Origin of the sequence: Brevibacillus sp. HB1.4B (assembly GCF_013284285.1) — a bacterium.
Taxonomy (GTDB): domain Bacteria; phylum Bacillota; class Bacilli; order Brevibacillales; family Brevibacillaceae; genus Brevibacillus; species Brevibacillus porteri.
Genome location: NZ_JABSUT010000008.1, coordinates 19,437 through 35,442, shown reverse-complemented (window position 1 = coordinate 35,442; position 16,006 = coordinate 19,437). Strand labels below are relative to the sequence as shown.

Here is a 16,006-nt window from a genome sequence, read left to right as displayed (position 1 = left end):
TTCAAAACAAAACACTACAGCGCTTACATAAAAACACTAATAGGGATGACAAGCGAAGAGGCCGCGAAATATGCCTAACCATGCGGTGTTTTTGGAAAGCGCATACATTTTTTGGTGTTTTGGCATGTAACTTGCTCTTACAAAAAGGCATATCGTCGAGAGGAGGGGGTACAATGAATATTTTATTGTGTTGCGCAGCAGGTATGTCGACTAGCTTGCTGGTTCAAAAAATGGAGGAAGCTGCCAAAGAAAAAGGGTTGGACGCAAAAATATGGGCAGTTTCCGCAGATGAAGTGAAGCATCATATCGACCAAGCAGCAGTGCTCTTGCTGGGGCCACAAGTTCGTTACAAGCTGACAGAGATGAAAAAAGAAGGGGCATCCAGAGGAATTCCTGTAGACGTAATCAGTACAGTTGATTACGGAACGTTGAACGGGAAAAACGTGCTTGAGTTTGCACTTCGTCTAAAACAGTAGGAGGGGGATGCGTATGGGCGGATTTGTTTCTTTTATGGAAAACCGCATGATGCCGATTGCAGGGAAAATGGCGGAGCAAAAGCATCTGCAGGCCATTCGTGACGGAATTATCCTTACTTTGCCTTTGTTGATCATTGGTTCCATTTTCCTCATCATTGGCTTCATACCGATACCCGGTTATGACGAATTCATGGGTGGTATTTTCGGCGAGAAATGGCGAACGAAGCTGTTGTATCCGGTAGGTGCTACTTTTGACGTCATGGGTTTGATTGTTAGCTTTGGCGTCGCCTATCGACTGGCGGAGAAGTACAAGGTCGATCCGCTGTCGGCTGGAGCAATCTCTGTCGCATCCTTCTTGCTCGCCACTCCGTATAAAATCATGTTCACCCCTGAGGGAGCGAGTGCAGCCCAAGAGGTTGGCGGCGTCATTCCTCTTACGCTAATGGGGAGTCAGGGACTTTTTGTAGCCATGATATTGGCGATCTTATCAACGGAGATTTATCGCAAAATCATCCAAATGAAAATCGTCATTTCCATGCCACCCGGAGTTCCCCCTGCCGTTTCTCGATCTTTTGTGGCATTGATCCCTGCGGGTGCTGTGCTTGTCGTGGTCTGGCTGATTCGGATTCTTCTGGAAAACACCTCCTTCGAGAGTATTCATAATATTGTAAAAGATTTGCTTGTCGGACCATTGAGTGTGGTCGGTAGCAGCTTGATTGGAGCCATCATATGCGTGTTGCTTATTCACGTGCTCTGGGCCGTCGGTTTGCACGGTGCTGCGGTTGTCGGCGGAATTATGAGTCCAATCTGGCTTACCTTGATGGACCAGAACAGAGCGGCGTTTCAGGCAAATCCGAACGGTGAATTGCCAAACGTCGTTACCACGCAATTTTTTGACATGTGGGTATATGCAGGCGGATCAGGTGCAACTTTGGCCCTCGTTTTCCTGATGGTATTCATGGCACGAAGTAAACAGATGAAAAACATCGGCCGGCTCTCGATCGGACCTGGTTTGTTTAACATCAATGAACCCGTCATATTCGGTATGCCGATCGTTATGAACCCGCTCTTGATCATTCCTTTTGTACTGACCCCTGTCATATTGGTCATTATCAGTTATTTTGCGATGTCGCTCGGATGGGTAGCAAAGCCTAGCGGGGTATCTGTTCCGTGGACGACACCATTGCTTGTCAGCGGGTATTTGGCTACGGGAGGAAAAGTGTCAGGGATGGTTCTCCAAGCCGTGAACTTCATCATTTCGCTCGCGATCTACTACCCGTTCTTCCGACTGTGGGATAAACAAAAAGTTAGCGAAGAAAAAGCGGGTACTGCTTCCGATACAGCTGTGACTATGTAATCGCTAGAGGAGAGGCTATCTATGAAATTGATTGTGAATGCAGACGATTTTGGGTATTCCAAAGGCGTCAATCTGGGCATCGTCGAAGCGCATCGAGAAGGAGTCGTTACTTCTGCGACCTTGATGGTCAATATGGAGGGGTTCGAGCACGCTGTAGGGCTGGCCAAAGAACATCCAACGCTCGGAGTAGGCATTCATCTGGTACTCACATGCGGATCGCCAGTCAGTCAGGATGTACCATCGCTAACGGATGGAGAGGGGCGTTTTCGACGCGGGCAAGATCATTTGATTGCCGCTGTACCGGAGGAGATTGAGCAGGAGCTTCGCGCTCAACTAGGGGCTTTCGTGGCGTCGGGGCTTACGTTGACACACATTGACAGCCATCACCATGTGCATGCACATCCAGCCGTTTTGCCGATTATTCTGAAGCTGGCAGAGGAATATAGAGTGCCGGTTCGCTATCCGTGGATGTCCGGGACGAAGGAGCAGCGAGACCAGTCGAGTGTTTTGACGACAGAAGGCTTTTCTCATCATTTTTATGGAGATGACCTAACCGTACAATCCTTCGTTAGGATCGTAGAGGATATGGCAGATTATCCTGTAGTGGAGATCATGACGCACCCTGCTTATTTGGACGAAGCGGTACTGACAGGTAGTTCATACGCAAAGCAACGAACCACAGAATTGAAAATCTTAACAGCAGCAGAGTTAAAGCAATACATTCGTGATCAAAAAATACAGCTCGTGACTTTTAGCGAACTTGGATAGGTGGAGATAGCTTTGGACCATACAGACGTTATTTTTCAACTAATACTTCACGGAGGAAACGCGAGGAGTCTGGCAATGGAAGCGATCGCCCTGGCTAAAAATAGAGACTTGTCAGGTGCAGAGGACGCGTTGAAGCGTGCGGGAGAAGAGCTCGGTCGTGCACACCAAAATCAAACGGCACTTATCCAGAAGGAAATTGCGGGCGAAAAAACGGAGATCAGCATGCTCTTGATTCACGCCCAGGATCATTTGATGAACGCGATTACAGTCAAGGATTTGGCTACGGAGTTTGTTGAGATGTACAGCCAAATCCATGCAGGCAAGGAGGCAGGAGTATGAGCGGAATCAAAATTGTAACGATCGGTGGAGGGTCTAGCTATACACCTGAGTTGGTGGAAGGCTTCATCAAGCGCTACGATGAATTGCCCGTGCGGGAATTGTGGCTGGTTGACATTCCAGAGGGCGAGAAAAAACTTCAAACTGTGGGCGCTCTTGCAAAACGGATGGTGGAGAAGGCAGGGGTACCGATCGAGATCCATTTGACCTTGGATCGCAGAAAAGCACTTGCAGGCGCTGATTTTGTCACGACACAAATGCGTGTAGGACTCTTGGATGCGCGGATCAAGGATGAGCGTATTCCTTTGAAATACGGGGTGATCGGTCAGGAAACAAATGGACCTGGCGGCTTGTTCAAAGGCTTGCGTACCATTCCGGTCATTATGGACATTTGTCGTGACATGGAAGAGCTATGTCCAGATGCTTGGCTGATTAACTTCACGAATCCGGCTGGTATGGTCACAGAGGCAGTGCTGCGGTATACCAACCGCAAAAAGGTCATTGGACTGTGCAATGTTCCCATCGGGATGAAAATGGGTGTTGCCACAGTTTTAGGCGTCGAGCAATCACGGGTTCATATTGATTTTGCCGGATTGAATCATATGATCTTCGGAATGGGTGTGTACCTGGATGGGGAAAACGTCATTTCCCAGGTAATCGATAAGATAACGGGCGACCAATCGGGTATTACGATGCAAAACATTTTGGACCTTGGTTGGGATAAAGATTTCATCCAAGCATTGGGGATTCTCCCGTGCCCGTATCATCGTTACTACTATCAGACCCGTACGATGCTTGAGCATGAGCTGGAAGAAGCGGAGCAGAAGGGTACGCGGGCTGAAGTGGTCAAGCAGGTGGAGGCGGAGCTATTCGCACTCTACGAAGATCCAGACTTAGATATTAAGCCTCCGCAGCTGGAGCAGCGTGGCGGAGCCTATTACAGTGAAGCTGCCTGCAATCTCATTTACTCCATTTACAACGACAAGCGCGATATCCAGACGGTAAATGTTCGCAACAATGGAGCGATTGCCAGCATTCCGGATGATTCGGCGGTCGAGGTAAACTGCGTGATTACAAGAGAAGGACCGATTCCTTTGGCTGTTGGTGATTTGCCTGTTCCCGTGCGTGGACTCGTACAGCAAATCAAGTCGTTTGAGCGAGTGGCAGCGGAGGCAGCTGTAACGGGTGATTACCATAAGGCGCTATTGGCGATGAATATTAACCCGCTGGTGCCGTCTGATGTGGTCGCCAAAAAAATACTCGATGAGATGCTTGAGGCGCACAAGGAGTACCTGCCCCAGTTTTTCAAGCCCGTCACATAAGGATGGGACTCGTGTGAAATACAAACTCCTCGCCTTGGATGTGGACGGAACGATTTTGATGTCGAACCATACCTTATCCAAAGTAACAGAGCGGGCCATTACCCAGTTAGTGAAGCAAGGCGTCCACGTCACATTGGCAACTGGCAGGGCATACCCATCTGCCAAATCGTTGGCGCAGCAGTTCCAGATCAGCGCACCACTTGTTTCCCATGATGGCGCATACGTCGCAGATCCCAAGACGGATCAGGTGTTGTATGTACAGCGTATTCCGTATGAGATAGCGGCGAGGATGACAGATATACTCGTATCGCATGGCTTGGATGTCATGCTGCTGCATGAGTCTTATGCTGTCACGAATCGCACGTGGAAGTGGACGGACTTGTTTCCGTTGTTAAATGCCTGGACACTGCGCCAGCTCTGGAAAAATCAATACCCGCTCAAAATTCAGGCCTCGCGATTGATAGCCGGATACGTTCGAAAACATGAAGTGTGTGCTCCGAAAATATTCGTCACGGGTGACGAAAAGCGTCTGTTGGCAGCAAGACAAGAGCTGGAGAAAGCCGAGCTTTCGGGGATTCGCGTGACGGCATCGGGCGCGAATAATTTGGAAATATTGCCTGTGGGCATCTCCAAGGCAAGTGGTCTAGCGGTAGTGAGTGAGAGACTTGCGATTCAGCCTGACGAGATCGTTGCTGTAGGTGACAATTACAATGATGCAGAGATGCTCCAATTCGCCGGAATGGGTGTGGCGATGGGCAATGCTCCTGATGATCTGAAACAGCTGGCTCGGCATGTCACGGAAACAAACGATCGGCATGGGGTAGCAGAAGTCATCGAGAAGTTTTTTCTGTAAGAGTTTGGACAGGAAGGGAGGCGTGAAATTGATCCGAATGAATCTGGAAGTAGCCGTGAGTGGAGGTCTCCATGCTCGCCCTGCTTCTGTCTTGGTGAACCTGCTCAATCAATATAGCTCGTCGGTCAAGATGATCTACAATGACAAGCAGGCGAATGGCAAAAGCATCCTCAGCGTAATGGCTCTGGGGGCAAAGACCGGAGATGAAATTATGTTTGAGGTGGAGGGGGCCGACGAGCAAGAAGTGGCTGAAAGGCTTGAGTCCCTATTTGAAAGGAACTTTGCCATCTAACAGGGAGAAAATCACGTAAGAAAGCCAGTGCCTGACGAACGGGCACTGGCTTTCCTATTTGATCCTTACGCGTGTTTGCGGAATACGACCATGACTTTGAAGTAATCGCCATCAATCTCGATCGACAGCCTGCCGCCTTGCAATTCTACGATGCTTTTTGCGATAGCCAAGCCGAGGCCAGAGCCTTCGGTATGTCGGGATTGATCAGCGCGCTTGAACCGTTCAAACAGTTCCTGTGCATCAAAGTCGATTTCATAGGCGGAGACATTTTTGAACGTCAGGATGACCTCATCCTGTGTCTCTGCCAAATGAATCAGGACGCGCGTATTCGGCATGGAATACTTTAGGGCGTTGCCGATTAGATTTTCAAATACGCGCCACGTTTTCTTGCCATCCAGAGGGGCGACAATCTTTGGTTGCTCCGTCGTTACGCGGAAGGTGAGCGTCGATTGCTCGATTTTGTCACTGAATTCTGCAATGGATTGGTTGAGCAGGGATGCGACATTCACTTGCTCGATATTTAGCTCAACCGCGCCGCTGGACATTTTCGCTGCGTCAAACAGGTCATCGATGAGAACGCGCAGTCGATCTGCTTTACGATCCAATACATCCACGTAGTTTTTTCGTTCCTCTGGCGTCAGATTTTCTTGTTTGAGCAGGTTCACGTAGTTGATAATCGACGTCAGCGGTGTTTTCAAGTCATGGGAGACATTCGTGATCAGTTCGGATTTCATGCGCTCGCTTTTCATCTGCTCTTCCATCGCGTGCTTGAGTCCCTTTGTGATGTTGTTGAGAGAATGCGCGAGATCAGATAACTTCCCTTTTTTCACCTTTTGAATCGTAGCGTTCAGATTTCCCCCCGCCATTTCGGAGGCACCGTGCATGATGCGGTTCATCAGTCCCAAACGGCGTAGCGTGTATGGGAAAACGACGACCATGTAGAACATGCCATACAAGAAGCTAAAAAACAGTAGGGCGCCAGAGCCTTCGACTAGGCCGACGAATCCAAAACCGATACTCATCCCAAACATGACAGTCAGGATGAACAAGGTGGATATTTTAAAGAACATGCCGCGGTTGGCGTAGCTTTCTTTAAGAAGAACACGCTGTCTGGCTAAAATACTCTTTTGCCACTGCTGCGTAAATCTCTCAGGTTGGTTGTACATAAGCCATGCCTCCATGAATTGTAGAAGCAGGTAAGCAGTAAACAACGAAACGAACGCAAGGGTGAAGAAATGCTCAGCATCAATTGGTAAGAAGAAAAAGCGCGTGCTCGCGATCATGATGAAATACGTAAAGCCAAGTACGAACGCCAGCGCCATTCGAATATCCAACGGGATAAAGCGGAACAGTGCCAGGCTTTTCGCTACAATCGGTACTTCTAGCGCTTTGCTTACTGGCAAATACCAGTAGCAGAGTGCAAGGATGAGCAGAGTGCCCCCGAGCAGGACAACCTCGCTAATCAGCCGATCCCGAATGGAATCGTAGTAAAGTGCATCTGTGTGGACCTGACTATATCCGTCTGGTTCTTTTGGGACATAAAAGATACCACTTAGTTGATTCAGTTGATAAGTGCGATTGATGCTTTCCAGATCCCCGTTCGTATTCGGGAGGTTGATTGTATAGCGCGCATATCGGGCCAGTTCCCATTCTGTAGGTTCTTGAGGGAGATTGGTGTAAGCTTTGTTGTTCTTTTTATCGGTGACATAGTATTTGAAGGAGCCACTTCGAAGAGTGAGGCTGTTTTTTCGTTCCTCGTACTCTGCATCTCTTTCGGCGATTTTGTTGTTCACCTGCTCCTGATAATGCGACATTGCTCTCGCGATGTCTTCTTGTAAGCTGCGTGAATGTTCTTCGGTTAATTGAGCGACTCTCTCGTTGTCACGCTCTCTTTTTGCCTGTTCTATCATATCCGAGAGCTGGTTATCTTCCTTAATCGACCGGAGGGTTTCCTCATGCTCTTTTTTGAGCTGATTCGCAGTCTTCTCGTCGAGCTTTCCTGGAGTGTAATCTGCATAATCTACATGAACGTTCTTCACCAGCTCGGCAAATGTCTCTAATTCACGATTAAAGCCTGAGCTTTGAAAGTAATTATCCTCTTGGAGGTTCTCGCGTTTATGGTACAGATCAGCCATCGTCAGGAGAGCGAGCGAAATACTCACGATCATAACAATGAGCACGGGCACCGCAAAGCGTTTATTTTTCGATTTTGTATCCAATTCCCCATACCACCTTCAAGTATTTAGGTTCCTTCGGGTTGATCTCTATTTTTTCCCGAATGCGTCTCACGTGGACGGCCACCGTGTTTTCCGCGTTCATATAAGGCTCTCTCCAGACCCGTTCATAAATGTCCTCGATCGAAAACACCCGACCCTTATTTTCCATTAACAGCTCCAAAATTTTGTACTCGGTAGCCGTCAGCCTGACCTCGTTACCGTCAATCGCTACATTTTTTGTGCTTTTGTTCAAGGTCAAGCCGCGCACCTGAATCTCATCTTCTGTCATTTGAGCGCTTCCCAGATTGGTAAAACGTCTTAACTGAGATTTGACTCTGGCGATGAGCTCCAAGGGATTAAAAGGCTTCGTCACATAGTCATCGGCACCGATATTGAGTCCGAGGATTTTATCGGTATCCTCTGACTTGGCAGACAGCATGATGATCGGGATGTTTTTTTTCTGGCGAATTTGAAAGGTGGCGGTCATTCCGTCCATTTTTGGCATCATGATGTCCATCAGGATGAGATGGATCTCTTCATTCTCCAGTACTTCCAACGCTTCCAGTCCATTGCTAGCCTTGAATACGGTCATGGATTCATTTTTGAGATAGATTTCGATTGCGTCGCGGATTTCAGCCTCGTCGTCGACTACGAGGACTTGATATTTGGTCATGATTCGTCCCACCTTATGAATGCATTCATGGTACTATCTTAACGCCCAGCTCTAACAAAACAGTAATGAAATGTCTTACAAATTTCTTAATAAACCGCGTTCAGGAAAAGCTAGCTGATAGGATCAAGCCGATAAATAAGGTAAGATGTGAGGAAGAATACGAGAAAATTGGTGATGGCTTTGCTGGAATGGACCGGGGAGAGAATTATCCCCAAGCTATTAAAACCTACGAATGGCATGCTGCTGGAGCATATAGCCAGATATTATTTTGCCGCGCCTTATGTAAAAGGTCGAGTGCTGGATATCGCTTGCGGTACCGGCTATGGATGTCATATGATCGCAAAGGATCGAAAACGAGAGCTGACAGAACTGATCGGAGTCGACAACGATGAGGCAACGATTTTGTATGCCAATCGGGAATACAACCATCAAAAGATTACGTATCAGCAGGGTGACGCGCTTGATCCAACGCTTCCCGAGCAATTGGGGTTGTTTGATACGATTTTGAGCTTTGAGACGATTGAGCATGTCGCAGACGATTTGCAGTTTATGGATAACTTGTATCGGATGCTGAAACCAGGTGGTACGCTTGTGCTGTCCAGTCCCTTTGGCAGAGGACGGGGCATGCAGACGAGTGAGCCCTTCCATGTTCATCAGTTGACGCCGGAAGAGTTTGCGGAGCTGTTTGTACGCTATTCTGACGTGGATATGTATTATCAGAGAGGCGTTACGTTTGAAAAAACACCCCGCGATGGCGTACGATACTTTATCGGCATGGCAGTTTGTACGAAATAATAGCGGATCGATTTATGAATGGAGATGGCGAAACTGACTGATTTTTTGAGATTGGGAATACAAAAGGAACTGATAGATGCTCTGCAAGCAAACGGGATTAACGAGCCTACACCGATTCAGGAAAAAGCAATTCCTGTTGTGCTGGAAGGAAAAGATGTAATCGCGCAAGCGCAGACGGGAACCGGGAAGACACTCGCATTTGTCCTGCCGATCTTGGAAAAAGCGGATCCACAAGCGACACATGTTCAGGCGTTGATTCTTACCCCTACGCGGGAGCTTGCCTTGCAAATTACGGCAGAGGTAAAGAAGCTGACAGAAAAGCTGGAAGACATCCAAGTACTCGCGGTTTATGGTGGACAAGATGTCAATCAGCAACTGAGAAAGCTGAAAGGAAAAATACATGTGGTCATTGCGACACCAGGACGTTTGCTGGATCATCTGCGAAGAGGGACGATTGATTTATCGCAGGTTTCGATGTTTGTCCTGGATGAGGCGGACCAAATGCTTCATATGGGTTTTTTGCCTGAGGTAGAAGATATTATGGCAAATACGCCTTTTGAAAAACAGACCTTGCTGTTTTCGGCCACCATGTCTGAGCAGGTGCAAGCACTTGCGAAGCGCTTTATGCAAAAGCCGGAAAATATCAAAGTGCAGGGCAAACGCATCACGCTAGACGATATTCGCCAAATTGCAGTGGAGACCACAGATCGTGCGAAGCAAGCTACGCTGTGCAGTCTGCTGGATGAACAACGGCCGTTTCTGGCGGTGATCTTTTGCCGAACAAAGCGCAGAGCTAGTAAGTTAAATGCAGAGCTGCAAGGTCTCGATTATATGTCGGACGAGCTGCACGGCGATTTGTCACAGGCGAAGCGCGAGGATGTCATGAAGCGATTCCGCGAGGCTAGGATTCAGTATTTGGTCGCAACTGATGTGGCAGCGCGTGGGCTTGATGTCGAGGGAGTCACGCACGTTTTCAATTATGATATCCCGGAAGATGTGGACAGCTATATACACCGGATTGGCAGAACGGGGCGAGCCAAGGAAAAAGGGACCGCTTTTACCTTGGTAGCGGCGAAGGATTGGGGGCAGCTCAGGGAGATTGAAGAAGGGATCAATCTGTCTCTGGAGCGGCGTGAAATGGATCGTGGAGAGTCGGGCGATCAGAAAAAGCAAAAGCCTGAGAGGGAGCGAGCCGAGAAAGCAGATCGGCGTGGGGACAAGCAGGGCAGAGAGGCAAGAGGGAAAGGAAAGTCCGCTGAAGGAAGACAGCAAGGCTCTAGAGAGCGTCGTGATGGAGATGGAAGACGTCAATCAAAAGGCGGCAGTTCTGAGCGTAATTCAGGGAAACGTGAACGCGTAGAAGGTCGCTTTGAGAGCAAGGCGAAAGGCAGAGACCGTGCAGCAGGCGGGTTCGAGCGCAAGCCGAAGGACGGTAACCGAGCAACAACAGGTGGCTTTGAGTACAAACCAAAGGATGGTAAACGAGCAACAACAGGTGGCTTTGATCGCAAGCCAAAGGATGGCAACCGAGCAACAGGTGGGTTCGAACGCAAGTCGAGCAATTCCAAGGGCAAGCCAGTAGCTGCTCAACGCGGCTCAGCACGCCCGAATGCAAAACAAGGCAATCGAGCAAGCAATGCTCCTGCAAATCGTACCTCTCGCAAAAAATCGAGATAGTCATCCAAACAAAAAAAGACCGCTCCAGCCAGCAAAAAGGCAGGAGCGGTCTTTCTTTTATTCCGGTTCCATGTCTGGAAATACCCGTGAACGTGTGAGGAAGCGTACCCCCTCAGGTCCTTCCAGCGAAAACATTCCGCCACGCCCATTCACGACGTCAATGATGAGCTGCGTATGCTTCCAATACTCGTACTGCGCTTTGCCCATGTAGAACGGGCAGCCACCGATCTCGCCTAACAGAACGTCCTGCTCACCCACGAGAAATTCACCGAGCGGGTAACACATGGGGGAGCTGCCATCGCAGCAGCCCCCTGACTGGTGAAACATCAGGTCACCGTGTTTGGCGCGAAGCCGTTCAATTAGTGCCAGTGCAGCATCTGTCGCGAGCACTTTTTCTGGCTGGCTCATGGATCAAAAGAAGCCCAGAGCTTGATCGCTGTAGCTGACCAGCAGGTTTTTCGTTTGTTGGTAGTGAGACAGCATCATTTTGTGTGTCTCGCGGCCAATACCAGACATTTTGTAGCCGCCAAACGCTGCGTGAGCCGGGTAAGCGTGGTAGCAGTTGGTCCAGACGCGGCCAGCCTGAATTTCGCGGCCCATGCGGTAGGCTGTGTTCGTGTCGCGTGTCCATACACCAGCACCCAAGCCGTACAACGTATCATTGGCCATAGCGAGTGCTTCTTCTGTATCCTTGAAGGTCGTTACGGAGACGACCGGACCGAAGATTTCTTCTTGGAAGATGCGCATCTTGTTGTGACCTTTAAAGACTGTTGGCTGGATGTAGTAACCGCCCTCGAGATCACCTGCAAGCTGTGCACGAGCGCCGCCAATCAGGCATTCGGCCCCTTCTTGTTTGCCGATATCCAGGTAGGAGAGGATTTTTTCTACCTGCTCCAAGGAAGCTTGCGCGCCGATCATCGTATCCGTATCGAGCGGATTTCCTTGCTTGATATTGGCTACGCGTTGCAGGGCACGCTCCATGAATTGGTCGTAAATGCTTTCGTGAATGAGCGCACGGGATGGGCATGTGCAAACCTCGCCTTGGTTGAGCGCAAACAGTACAAATCCTTCAATGGCTTTGTTAAAGAAGGCATCGTCATTTGCAGCCACATCCGAGAAGAAGATGTTTGGTGATTTTCCGCCCAGCTCCAGCGTCACCGGAATGATATTTTGGGAAGCGTACTGCATGATCAAGCGCCCTGTCGTCGTTTCACCTGTAAAGGCGATTTTCGCGATGCGATTGCTGGATGCAAGTGGTTTACCCGCTTCCAGACCGAAGCCGTTGACTACGTTAATGACGCCAGGAGGGAGCAGGTCGCCAATCAGCTCCATCAGCACCATGATGGATGCAGGTGTTTGCTCTGCTGGCTTGAGGACGACGCAGTTGCCCGCAGCCAAGGCTGGAGCCAGCTTCCATGTAGCCATGAGGAGTGGGAAGTTCCACGGAATAATTTGACCAACGACACCGAGTGGCTCATGGAAATGATAAGCGACCGTATCGTTATCGATTTCAGCGAGTGTACTTTCTTGCGCGCGGATCGCTCCGGCGAAGTAACGGAAATGGTCAATCGCCAGCGGGATGTCGGCCGCGAGCGTTTCGCGAACGGGCTTGCCGTTTTCCCACGTCTCTGCGTTTGCCAGCATCTCCAGATTGGCTTCCATACGATCTGCGATTCTTAACAAAATATTCGCGCGCTGTGCAACAGAGGTACGACCCCACGCGTCTTTTGCCTCATGGGCAGCGTCCAGTGCCAGCTCAATATCATCGGCTGTCGAACGGGCTACCTCGCAAAAGACCTTGCCATTTACAGGTGACACGTTTTCGAAATACTCACCTTTCACTGGCGGAACCCAATTACCCCCGATGTAGTTTTCATAACGATTTTTGAACGTCACCTTGGAACCGGCTTGGCCGGGCTGAGCATAGATCATTGCGAGCGCCTCCTCATATATCACATATTTCTTTACAGCCCTCTCTAAAAGCAAGTCTCGTACCAACGTGAAAAAGCTCGAAATGACAGCGTTTTCTTGAGTGGGTGTGGGGAGAATTTGTTCCATAATGGATCATGTTGTGTTCCGTATTGGGACAAAAGGGTGGGTATCTGTCGGACAAATGTGCTCGTGGTTCGACTGGTTTTTTCTATAGCAAAGACTCTCATGTTATACTGAGAAGGAATGATTTTTGGGGGAGGGAATCGTGTTGTCGACGATTGTTCAGCAATCTTGGAAGCGCTGTCAGGAATCGAACCTCAAGGTTACGGAGAAGGCCAATGATCAAATCATTTCTGCCCGACGAATCAAAGAAATCATTCAAGATAATCACCCTCTGATTCGTGAAAGTCTCCCGCTTTTGAACAAGCTTGCTCCCTTTTTGTTATCGACAGAGCACATCGCACTCTTGTCTGACCGGGAAGGAAATATTATTCAAACGATCGGGGACCCGGTCTTCGCCAACCAGGCACAAAAAGTACAGCTACAAATCGGAGCGAATTGGACAGAAGACTACAAAGGAACCAATGCGATTGGAACAGCCCTAATCGCACAACAGCCGATTCAGGTGCAGGGAGAGCAGCACTACTTTTTGGAAAATCGCTTTCTTACATGCTCAGCGGCACCTATTTTTTCACCTGCGGGTGAGCTGTTGGGCATTATTGACATTAGTACGCGTAAAGAATATTCCCATCCGTTTGCCCTAACAATTGCTTGCATGATCGCAGAGGCTCTGCAAAACCGCTTTTTGTTATCAGATGCCGAGCGCGTGATTGCCTTACCAGCCTCATCAAGCCAAGGAGACGGTCGAGAAAAGCTGGCACTCGTCGGCTTGGATCGGGACGAGCGTATCGTGGGCTTAAATGAGGCTGCGCAACAGCAGCTCGGAGCGGAAGCCTTGGGAACGAGAGTAAGTGCGGAGCAAGAGCGTGCCAGTCGCAATGTGAAAGATCATCGCCTGCGCTTTTGGTCTGCGGCACCCAAAGCACAGCTGAAACCATTTCCGCGTCTAGCTGGGTCATGCCCGCTCTTCTTGCAGGCGAAGATGCTCGGACAAAAGGCAGCACAGGTTGATTTTCCTGTGATCATTTTGGGGGAAAGCGGTACGGGAAAAGAGCTGTTCGCTCAAATGGTCCATGAGACAGGTCCGCGCGCGCATGAGCCTTTTATCGCAGTGAATTGCAGTTCGATTCCAGAAAATTTGATCGAGAGCGAATTGTTTGGATATGAAAGTGGGTCATTCACAGGGGCACATCGGGAAGGAAGAATCGGAAAGTTTGAAGCGGCGAAAAAAGGCACGATCTTTTTGGATGAGATCGGGGATATGTCTTTGCGTGCGCAAGCGGCACTTCTGCGTGTTTTGCAGGAAAAGGTCGTCACCCCGGTGGGGAGCAATCAATCCCGTCCCATTTATGCGCGGATCATTGCCGCTACGCATCGAAACCTGTCAGAGGAGATCAAGGCGGGACGTTTTCGGGCTGACCTGTACTACCGGCTCAAAGGGGTCTCCATTCATTTGCCGTCGTTGAAAAAGCGCAGTGATATCATCCAGGTGGCGGAGCATTTATTGCAGCAGATCGACACAGAACAACCGTACATACTGACCACCGAGGCGCAGGATAAGCTGTGTGCTTATGCGTGGCCGGGCAATATCCGGGAACTGCAAGGCGTGCTGATTCAAGCGGTGTTTTTGGCAGAGGGGGACATCATTGATTGCGATCACATCCAGCTGGAGGGATTGATGGAAGCCGATACGCGTGAGTCTTCGGATCAAGCCATTCCTTCGTTGCGTGAAACAGAGAGAAAAGCGATCGAAAAGGCACTCGAAAAAAGTGGCGGTAATGTCAGCAAGGCGGCCAAAATGCTGCAAATCGGTCGAAATACCTTGTACCGCAAAATAGAAGAATACCAGATTGGGGAACCGATCCATCAGGAAGAGTCATAATGGATGAAACGGTATAGCTTGGCGAGAACAAATGTTGCAATGCGTGTTGCAACATTTTGTTGCGTTGTTTTGCCATGTCACCAGACGAGTGATGCATGGAGAGGAACAGAAGAAAGACTTTTATGCGGTCAGGGTGCATGATCCGGAGCTTGGCATTAATCATGCAAGTGAATAGTGTTGCATAAAGTCGAAAAATTTAGATTTTTAGGAGGGAGACTGTTGCTTCACTATTCCATTGCAGTAATTCCAGGAGACGGAATCGGTCCCGAGGTCATGGAAGAAGGCCTGAAGGTGTTGGGTGCCATAGAAGAGAGTCACGGCGGCATTCGGTTTGCTCGTGATGTCATGGATTGGAACTGTAGCTACTATCTCCAACACGGTAAAATGATGCCGGAGAATGGACTCCCTATTTTAAAAGACTATGATTTGATTCTGCTTGGTGCGATAGGGGCACCCGAGGTTCCTGATCATGTCTCTGTGTGGGAGTTGATCTTGCCGATTCGCCGAGCATTCCAGCAGTATGTGAACCTTCGCCCGGTCAAGCTGCTCAAAGGTCTGGAAAGTCCGCTTCGCTATAAGGGTCATGCCGATCTCGATTTCGTTGTGGTGCGGGAGAATACAGAGGGTGAGTACTCCAACATGGGTGGGCGCATGCACCAGGGTACACCGTACGAAATGGCGGTGCAAAACAATGTATTTACCCGGTACGGCACAGAGCGCATCCTCAAATACGCTTACGCACTAGCGGAAAAACGTTCGAAAAAGAGCGTGACCGCGGCTACGAAGTCCAACGGCATTAACCACTCCATGCCATTTTGGGATGAGATCGTAAAGGAAGTCAGTCAGGAATACCCAGGTATCCAGACCAATCTGTATCATATCGACGCACTTGCTGCGTATTTCATCACACGACCAGAAACGTTTGACGTCGTTGTCGCGAGCAATTTGTTTGGAGACATTTTGACCGATCTCGGGGCGGCGATCGTTGGTGGGTTGGGCTTGGCTCCGTCCGCGAATATCAATCCGGAGCGCAAGTATCCATCCATGTTTGAGCCCATTCACGGCTCTGCGCCAGATATCGCGGGGAAAGGAATCGCCAATCCGATCGCACAAGTATGGAGCCTCGCCATGATGATGGATCATCTCGATTTGCCAGAGCTCAGTGCTGTCATCATGAACGCGATCGAAAACGTGTTGCAAGATGGCAAGGTGCTCACTCCTGATCTTGGGGGGACGGCGACAACAAAAGAATTGGGAGACGAAATCGTTCGCCACATCTATCAAACAACGAGATAAATATAAGGGAG

General features: G+C 49.4%; 16 protein-coding genes. 12 read left to right on the top strand and 4 right to left on the bottom strand.

Annotated elements, in window-relative coordinates:
• Nucleotides 1-173: 173 nt before the first annotated feature.
• Genes HP398_RS19335 through HP398_RS19305 form a run of 7 tightly spaced genes read left to right on the top strand, consistent with a single transcriptional unit; the run spans nucleotide 174 to nucleotide 5,404 of the window.
• A complete protein-coding gene (locus HP398_RS19335) occupies nucleotides 174-476 on the top strand; it encodes a PTS sugar transporter subunit IIB (protein ID WP_017252565.1) in 303 nt (100 codons plus the stop codon).
• 13 nt (nucleotides 477-489) lie between these two features.
• Entirely contained in the window at nucleotides 490-1,833 is a 1,344-nt protein-coding gene (gene celB / locus HP398_RS19330) for a PTS cellobiose transporter subunit IIC (protein WP_026043405.1), read from the top strand.
• A 21-nt stretch (nucleotides 1,834-1,854) separates the two neighbouring features.
• Nucleotides 1,855-2,601: a chitin disaccharide deacetylase gene (gene chbG, locus HP398_RS19325; protein ID WP_173623403.1), complete on the top strand. Its 747-nt coding sequence runs from the start codon at nucleotides 1,855-1,857 to the stop codon at nucleotides 2,599-2,601.
• Nucleotides 2,602-2,613: 12 nt separating this feature from the next.
• Nucleotides 2,614-2,940: a PTS sugar transporter subunit IIA gene (locus HP398_RS19320; protein ID WP_069849822.1), complete on the top strand. Its 327-nt coding sequence runs from the start codon at nucleotides 2,614-2,616 to the stop codon at nucleotides 2,938-2,940.
• Nucleotides 2,937-4,259, top strand: a complete 1,323-nt coding sequence (locus HP398_RS19315) for a 6-phospho-beta-glucosidase (RefSeq protein ID WP_017252561.1) — start codon at nucleotides 2,937-2,939, stop codon at nucleotides 4,257-4,259. The genes HP398_RS19320 and HP398_RS19315 overlap by 4 nt, the downstream gene beginning before the upstream one ends.
• Nucleotides 4,260-4,272: 13 nt before the next feature.
• Nucleotides 4,273-5,112, top strand: a complete 840-nt coding sequence (locus HP398_RS19310) for a Cof-type HAD-IIB family hydrolase (protein ID WP_017252560.1) — start codon at nucleotides 4,273-4,275, stop codon at nucleotides 5,110-5,112.
• A 28-nt stretch (nucleotides 5,113-5,140) separates the two neighbouring features.
• Complete coding sequence (locus HP398_RS19305) at nucleotides 5,141-5,404, top strand: HPr family phosphocarrier protein (RefSeq protein ID WP_017252559.1); 264 nt, start codon at nucleotides 5,141-5,143, stop codon at nucleotides 5,402-5,404.
• Nucleotides 5,405-5,469: 65 nt separating this feature from the next.
• Here HP398_RS19305 and HP398_RS19300 read toward each other — a convergent pair whose 3' ends face one another.
• Together HP398_RS19300 and HP398_RS19295 are read right to left on the bottom strand one after the other, a co-directional pair.
• Nucleotides 5,470-7,623: a sensor histidine kinase gene (locus tag HP398_RS19300; RefSeq protein ID WP_173623402.1), complete on the bottom strand. Its 2,154-nt coding sequence runs from the start codon at nucleotides 7,621-7,623 to the stop codon at nucleotides 5,470-5,472.
• Nucleotides 7,601-8,293, bottom strand: a complete 693-nt coding sequence (locus tag HP398_RS19295; RefSeq protein ID WP_173623401.1) for a response regulator transcription factor — start codon at nucleotides 8,291-8,293, stop codon at nucleotides 7,601-7,603. The genes HP398_RS19300 and HP398_RS19295 overlap by 23 nt, the downstream gene beginning before the upstream one ends.
• A gap of 174 nt (nucleotides 8,294-8,467) precedes the next feature.
• Here HP398_RS19295 and HP398_RS19290 point away from each other — a divergent pair, with 174 nt between their 5' ends.
• Together HP398_RS19290 and HP398_RS19285 are read left to right on the top strand one after the other, a co-directional pair.
• Nucleotides 8,468-9,088, top strand: coding sequence for a class I SAM-dependent methyltransferase (locus HP398_RS19290; protein ID WP_173623517.1), 621 nt, complete (start codon nucleotides 8,468-8,470; stop codon nucleotides 9,086-9,088).
• Between the two features lie 18 nt (nucleotides 9,089-9,106).
• Nucleotides 9,107-10,765, top strand: a complete 1,659-nt coding sequence (locus tag HP398_RS19285; protein WP_173623400.1) for a DEAD/DEAH box helicase — start codon at nucleotides 9,107-9,109, stop codon at nucleotides 10,763-10,765.
• Nucleotides 10,766-10,822: 57 nt separating this feature from the next.
• Here HP398_RS19285 and HP398_RS19280 read toward each other — a convergent pair whose 3' ends face one another.
• Both HP398_RS19280 and adh read right to left on the bottom strand, forming a co-directional pair.
• Complete coding sequence (locus tag HP398_RS19280) at nucleotides 10,823-11,173, bottom strand: DUF779 domain-containing protein (RefSeq protein ID WP_017252554.1); 351 nt, start codon at nucleotides 11,171-11,173, stop codon at nucleotides 10,823-10,825.
• A gap of 3 nt (nucleotides 11,174-11,176) precedes the next feature.
• Nucleotides 11,177-12,697: an aldehyde dehydrogenase gene (gene adh, locus HP398_RS19275; RefSeq protein WP_017252553.1), complete on the bottom strand. Its 1,521-nt coding sequence runs from the start codon at nucleotides 12,695-12,697 to the stop codon at nucleotides 11,177-11,179.
• A 268-nt stretch (nucleotides 12,698-12,965) separates the two neighbouring features.
• On the opposite strand from adh, the gene HP398_RS19270 reads away from it, so the two are divergent.
• Genes HP398_RS19270 through HP398_RS19265 form a run of 3 tightly spaced genes read left to right on the top strand, consistent with a single transcriptional unit; the run spans nucleotide 12,966 to nucleotide 15,995 of the window.
• Nucleotides 12,966-14,699, top strand: a complete 1,734-nt coding sequence (locus tag HP398_RS19270; RefSeq protein ID WP_173623399.1) for a sigma-54-dependent Fis family transcriptional regulator — start codon at nucleotides 12,966-12,968, stop codon at nucleotides 14,697-14,699.
• 31 nt (nucleotides 14,700-14,730) lie between these two features.
• Nucleotides 14,731-14,874, top strand: coding sequence for a hypothetical protein (locus tag HP398_RS30705; RefSeq protein ID WP_217368784.1), 144 nt, complete (start codon nucleotides 14,731-14,733; stop codon nucleotides 14,872-14,874).
• Between the two features lie 44 nt (nucleotides 14,875-14,918).
• Nucleotides 14,919-15,995, top strand: a complete 1,077-nt coding sequence (locus HP398_RS19265) for a tartrate dehydrogenase (protein WP_017252551.1) — start codon at nucleotides 14,919-14,921, stop codon at nucleotides 15,993-15,995.
• Nucleotides 15,996-16,006 lie beyond the last annotated feature (11 nt).

Excerpts from the sequence above, each read along its gene's own strand:
- HP398_RS19290 (WP_173623517.1), top strand. The coding sequence starts at position 8,468 with ATGGCTTTGCTGGAATGGACCGGGGAGAGAATTATCCCCAAGCTATTA.
- HP398_RS19295 (WP_173623401.1), bottom strand. The coding sequence starts at position 8,293 with ATGACCAAATATCAAGTCCTCGTAGTCGACGACGAGGCTGAAATCCGC.
- HP398_RS19315 (WP_017252561.1), top strand. The coding sequence starts at position 2,937 with ATGAGCGGAATCAAAATTGTAACGATCGGTGGAGGGTCTAGCTATACA.
- HP398_RS19280 (WP_017252554.1), bottom strand. The coding sequence starts at position 11,173 with ATGAGCCAGCCAGAAAAAGTGCTCGCGACAGATGCTGCACTGGCACTA.
- HP398_RS19335 (WP_017252565.1), top strand. The coding sequence starts at position 174 with ATGAATATTTTATTGTGTTGCGCAGCAGGTATGTCGACTAGCTTGCTG.
- HP398_RS19285 (WP_173623400.1), top strand. The coding sequence starts at position 9,107 with ATGGAGATGGCGAAACTGACTGATTTTTTGAGATTGGGAATACAAAAG.
- adh (WP_017252553.1), bottom strand. The coding sequence starts at position 12,697 with ATGATCTATGCTCAGCCCGGCCAAGCCGGTTCCAAGGTGACGTTCAAA.
- HP398_RS30705 (WP_217368784.1), top strand. The coding sequence starts at position 14,731 with ATGTTGCAATGCGTGTTGCAACATTTTGTTGCGTTGTTTTGCCATGTC.
- chbG (WP_173623403.1), top strand. The coding sequence starts at position 1,855 with ATGAAATTGATTGTGAATGCAGACGATTTTGGGTATTCCAAAGGCGTC.
- celB (WP_026043405.1), top strand. The coding sequence starts at position 490 with ATGGGCGGATTTGTTTCTTTTATGGAAAACCGCATGATGCCGATTGCA.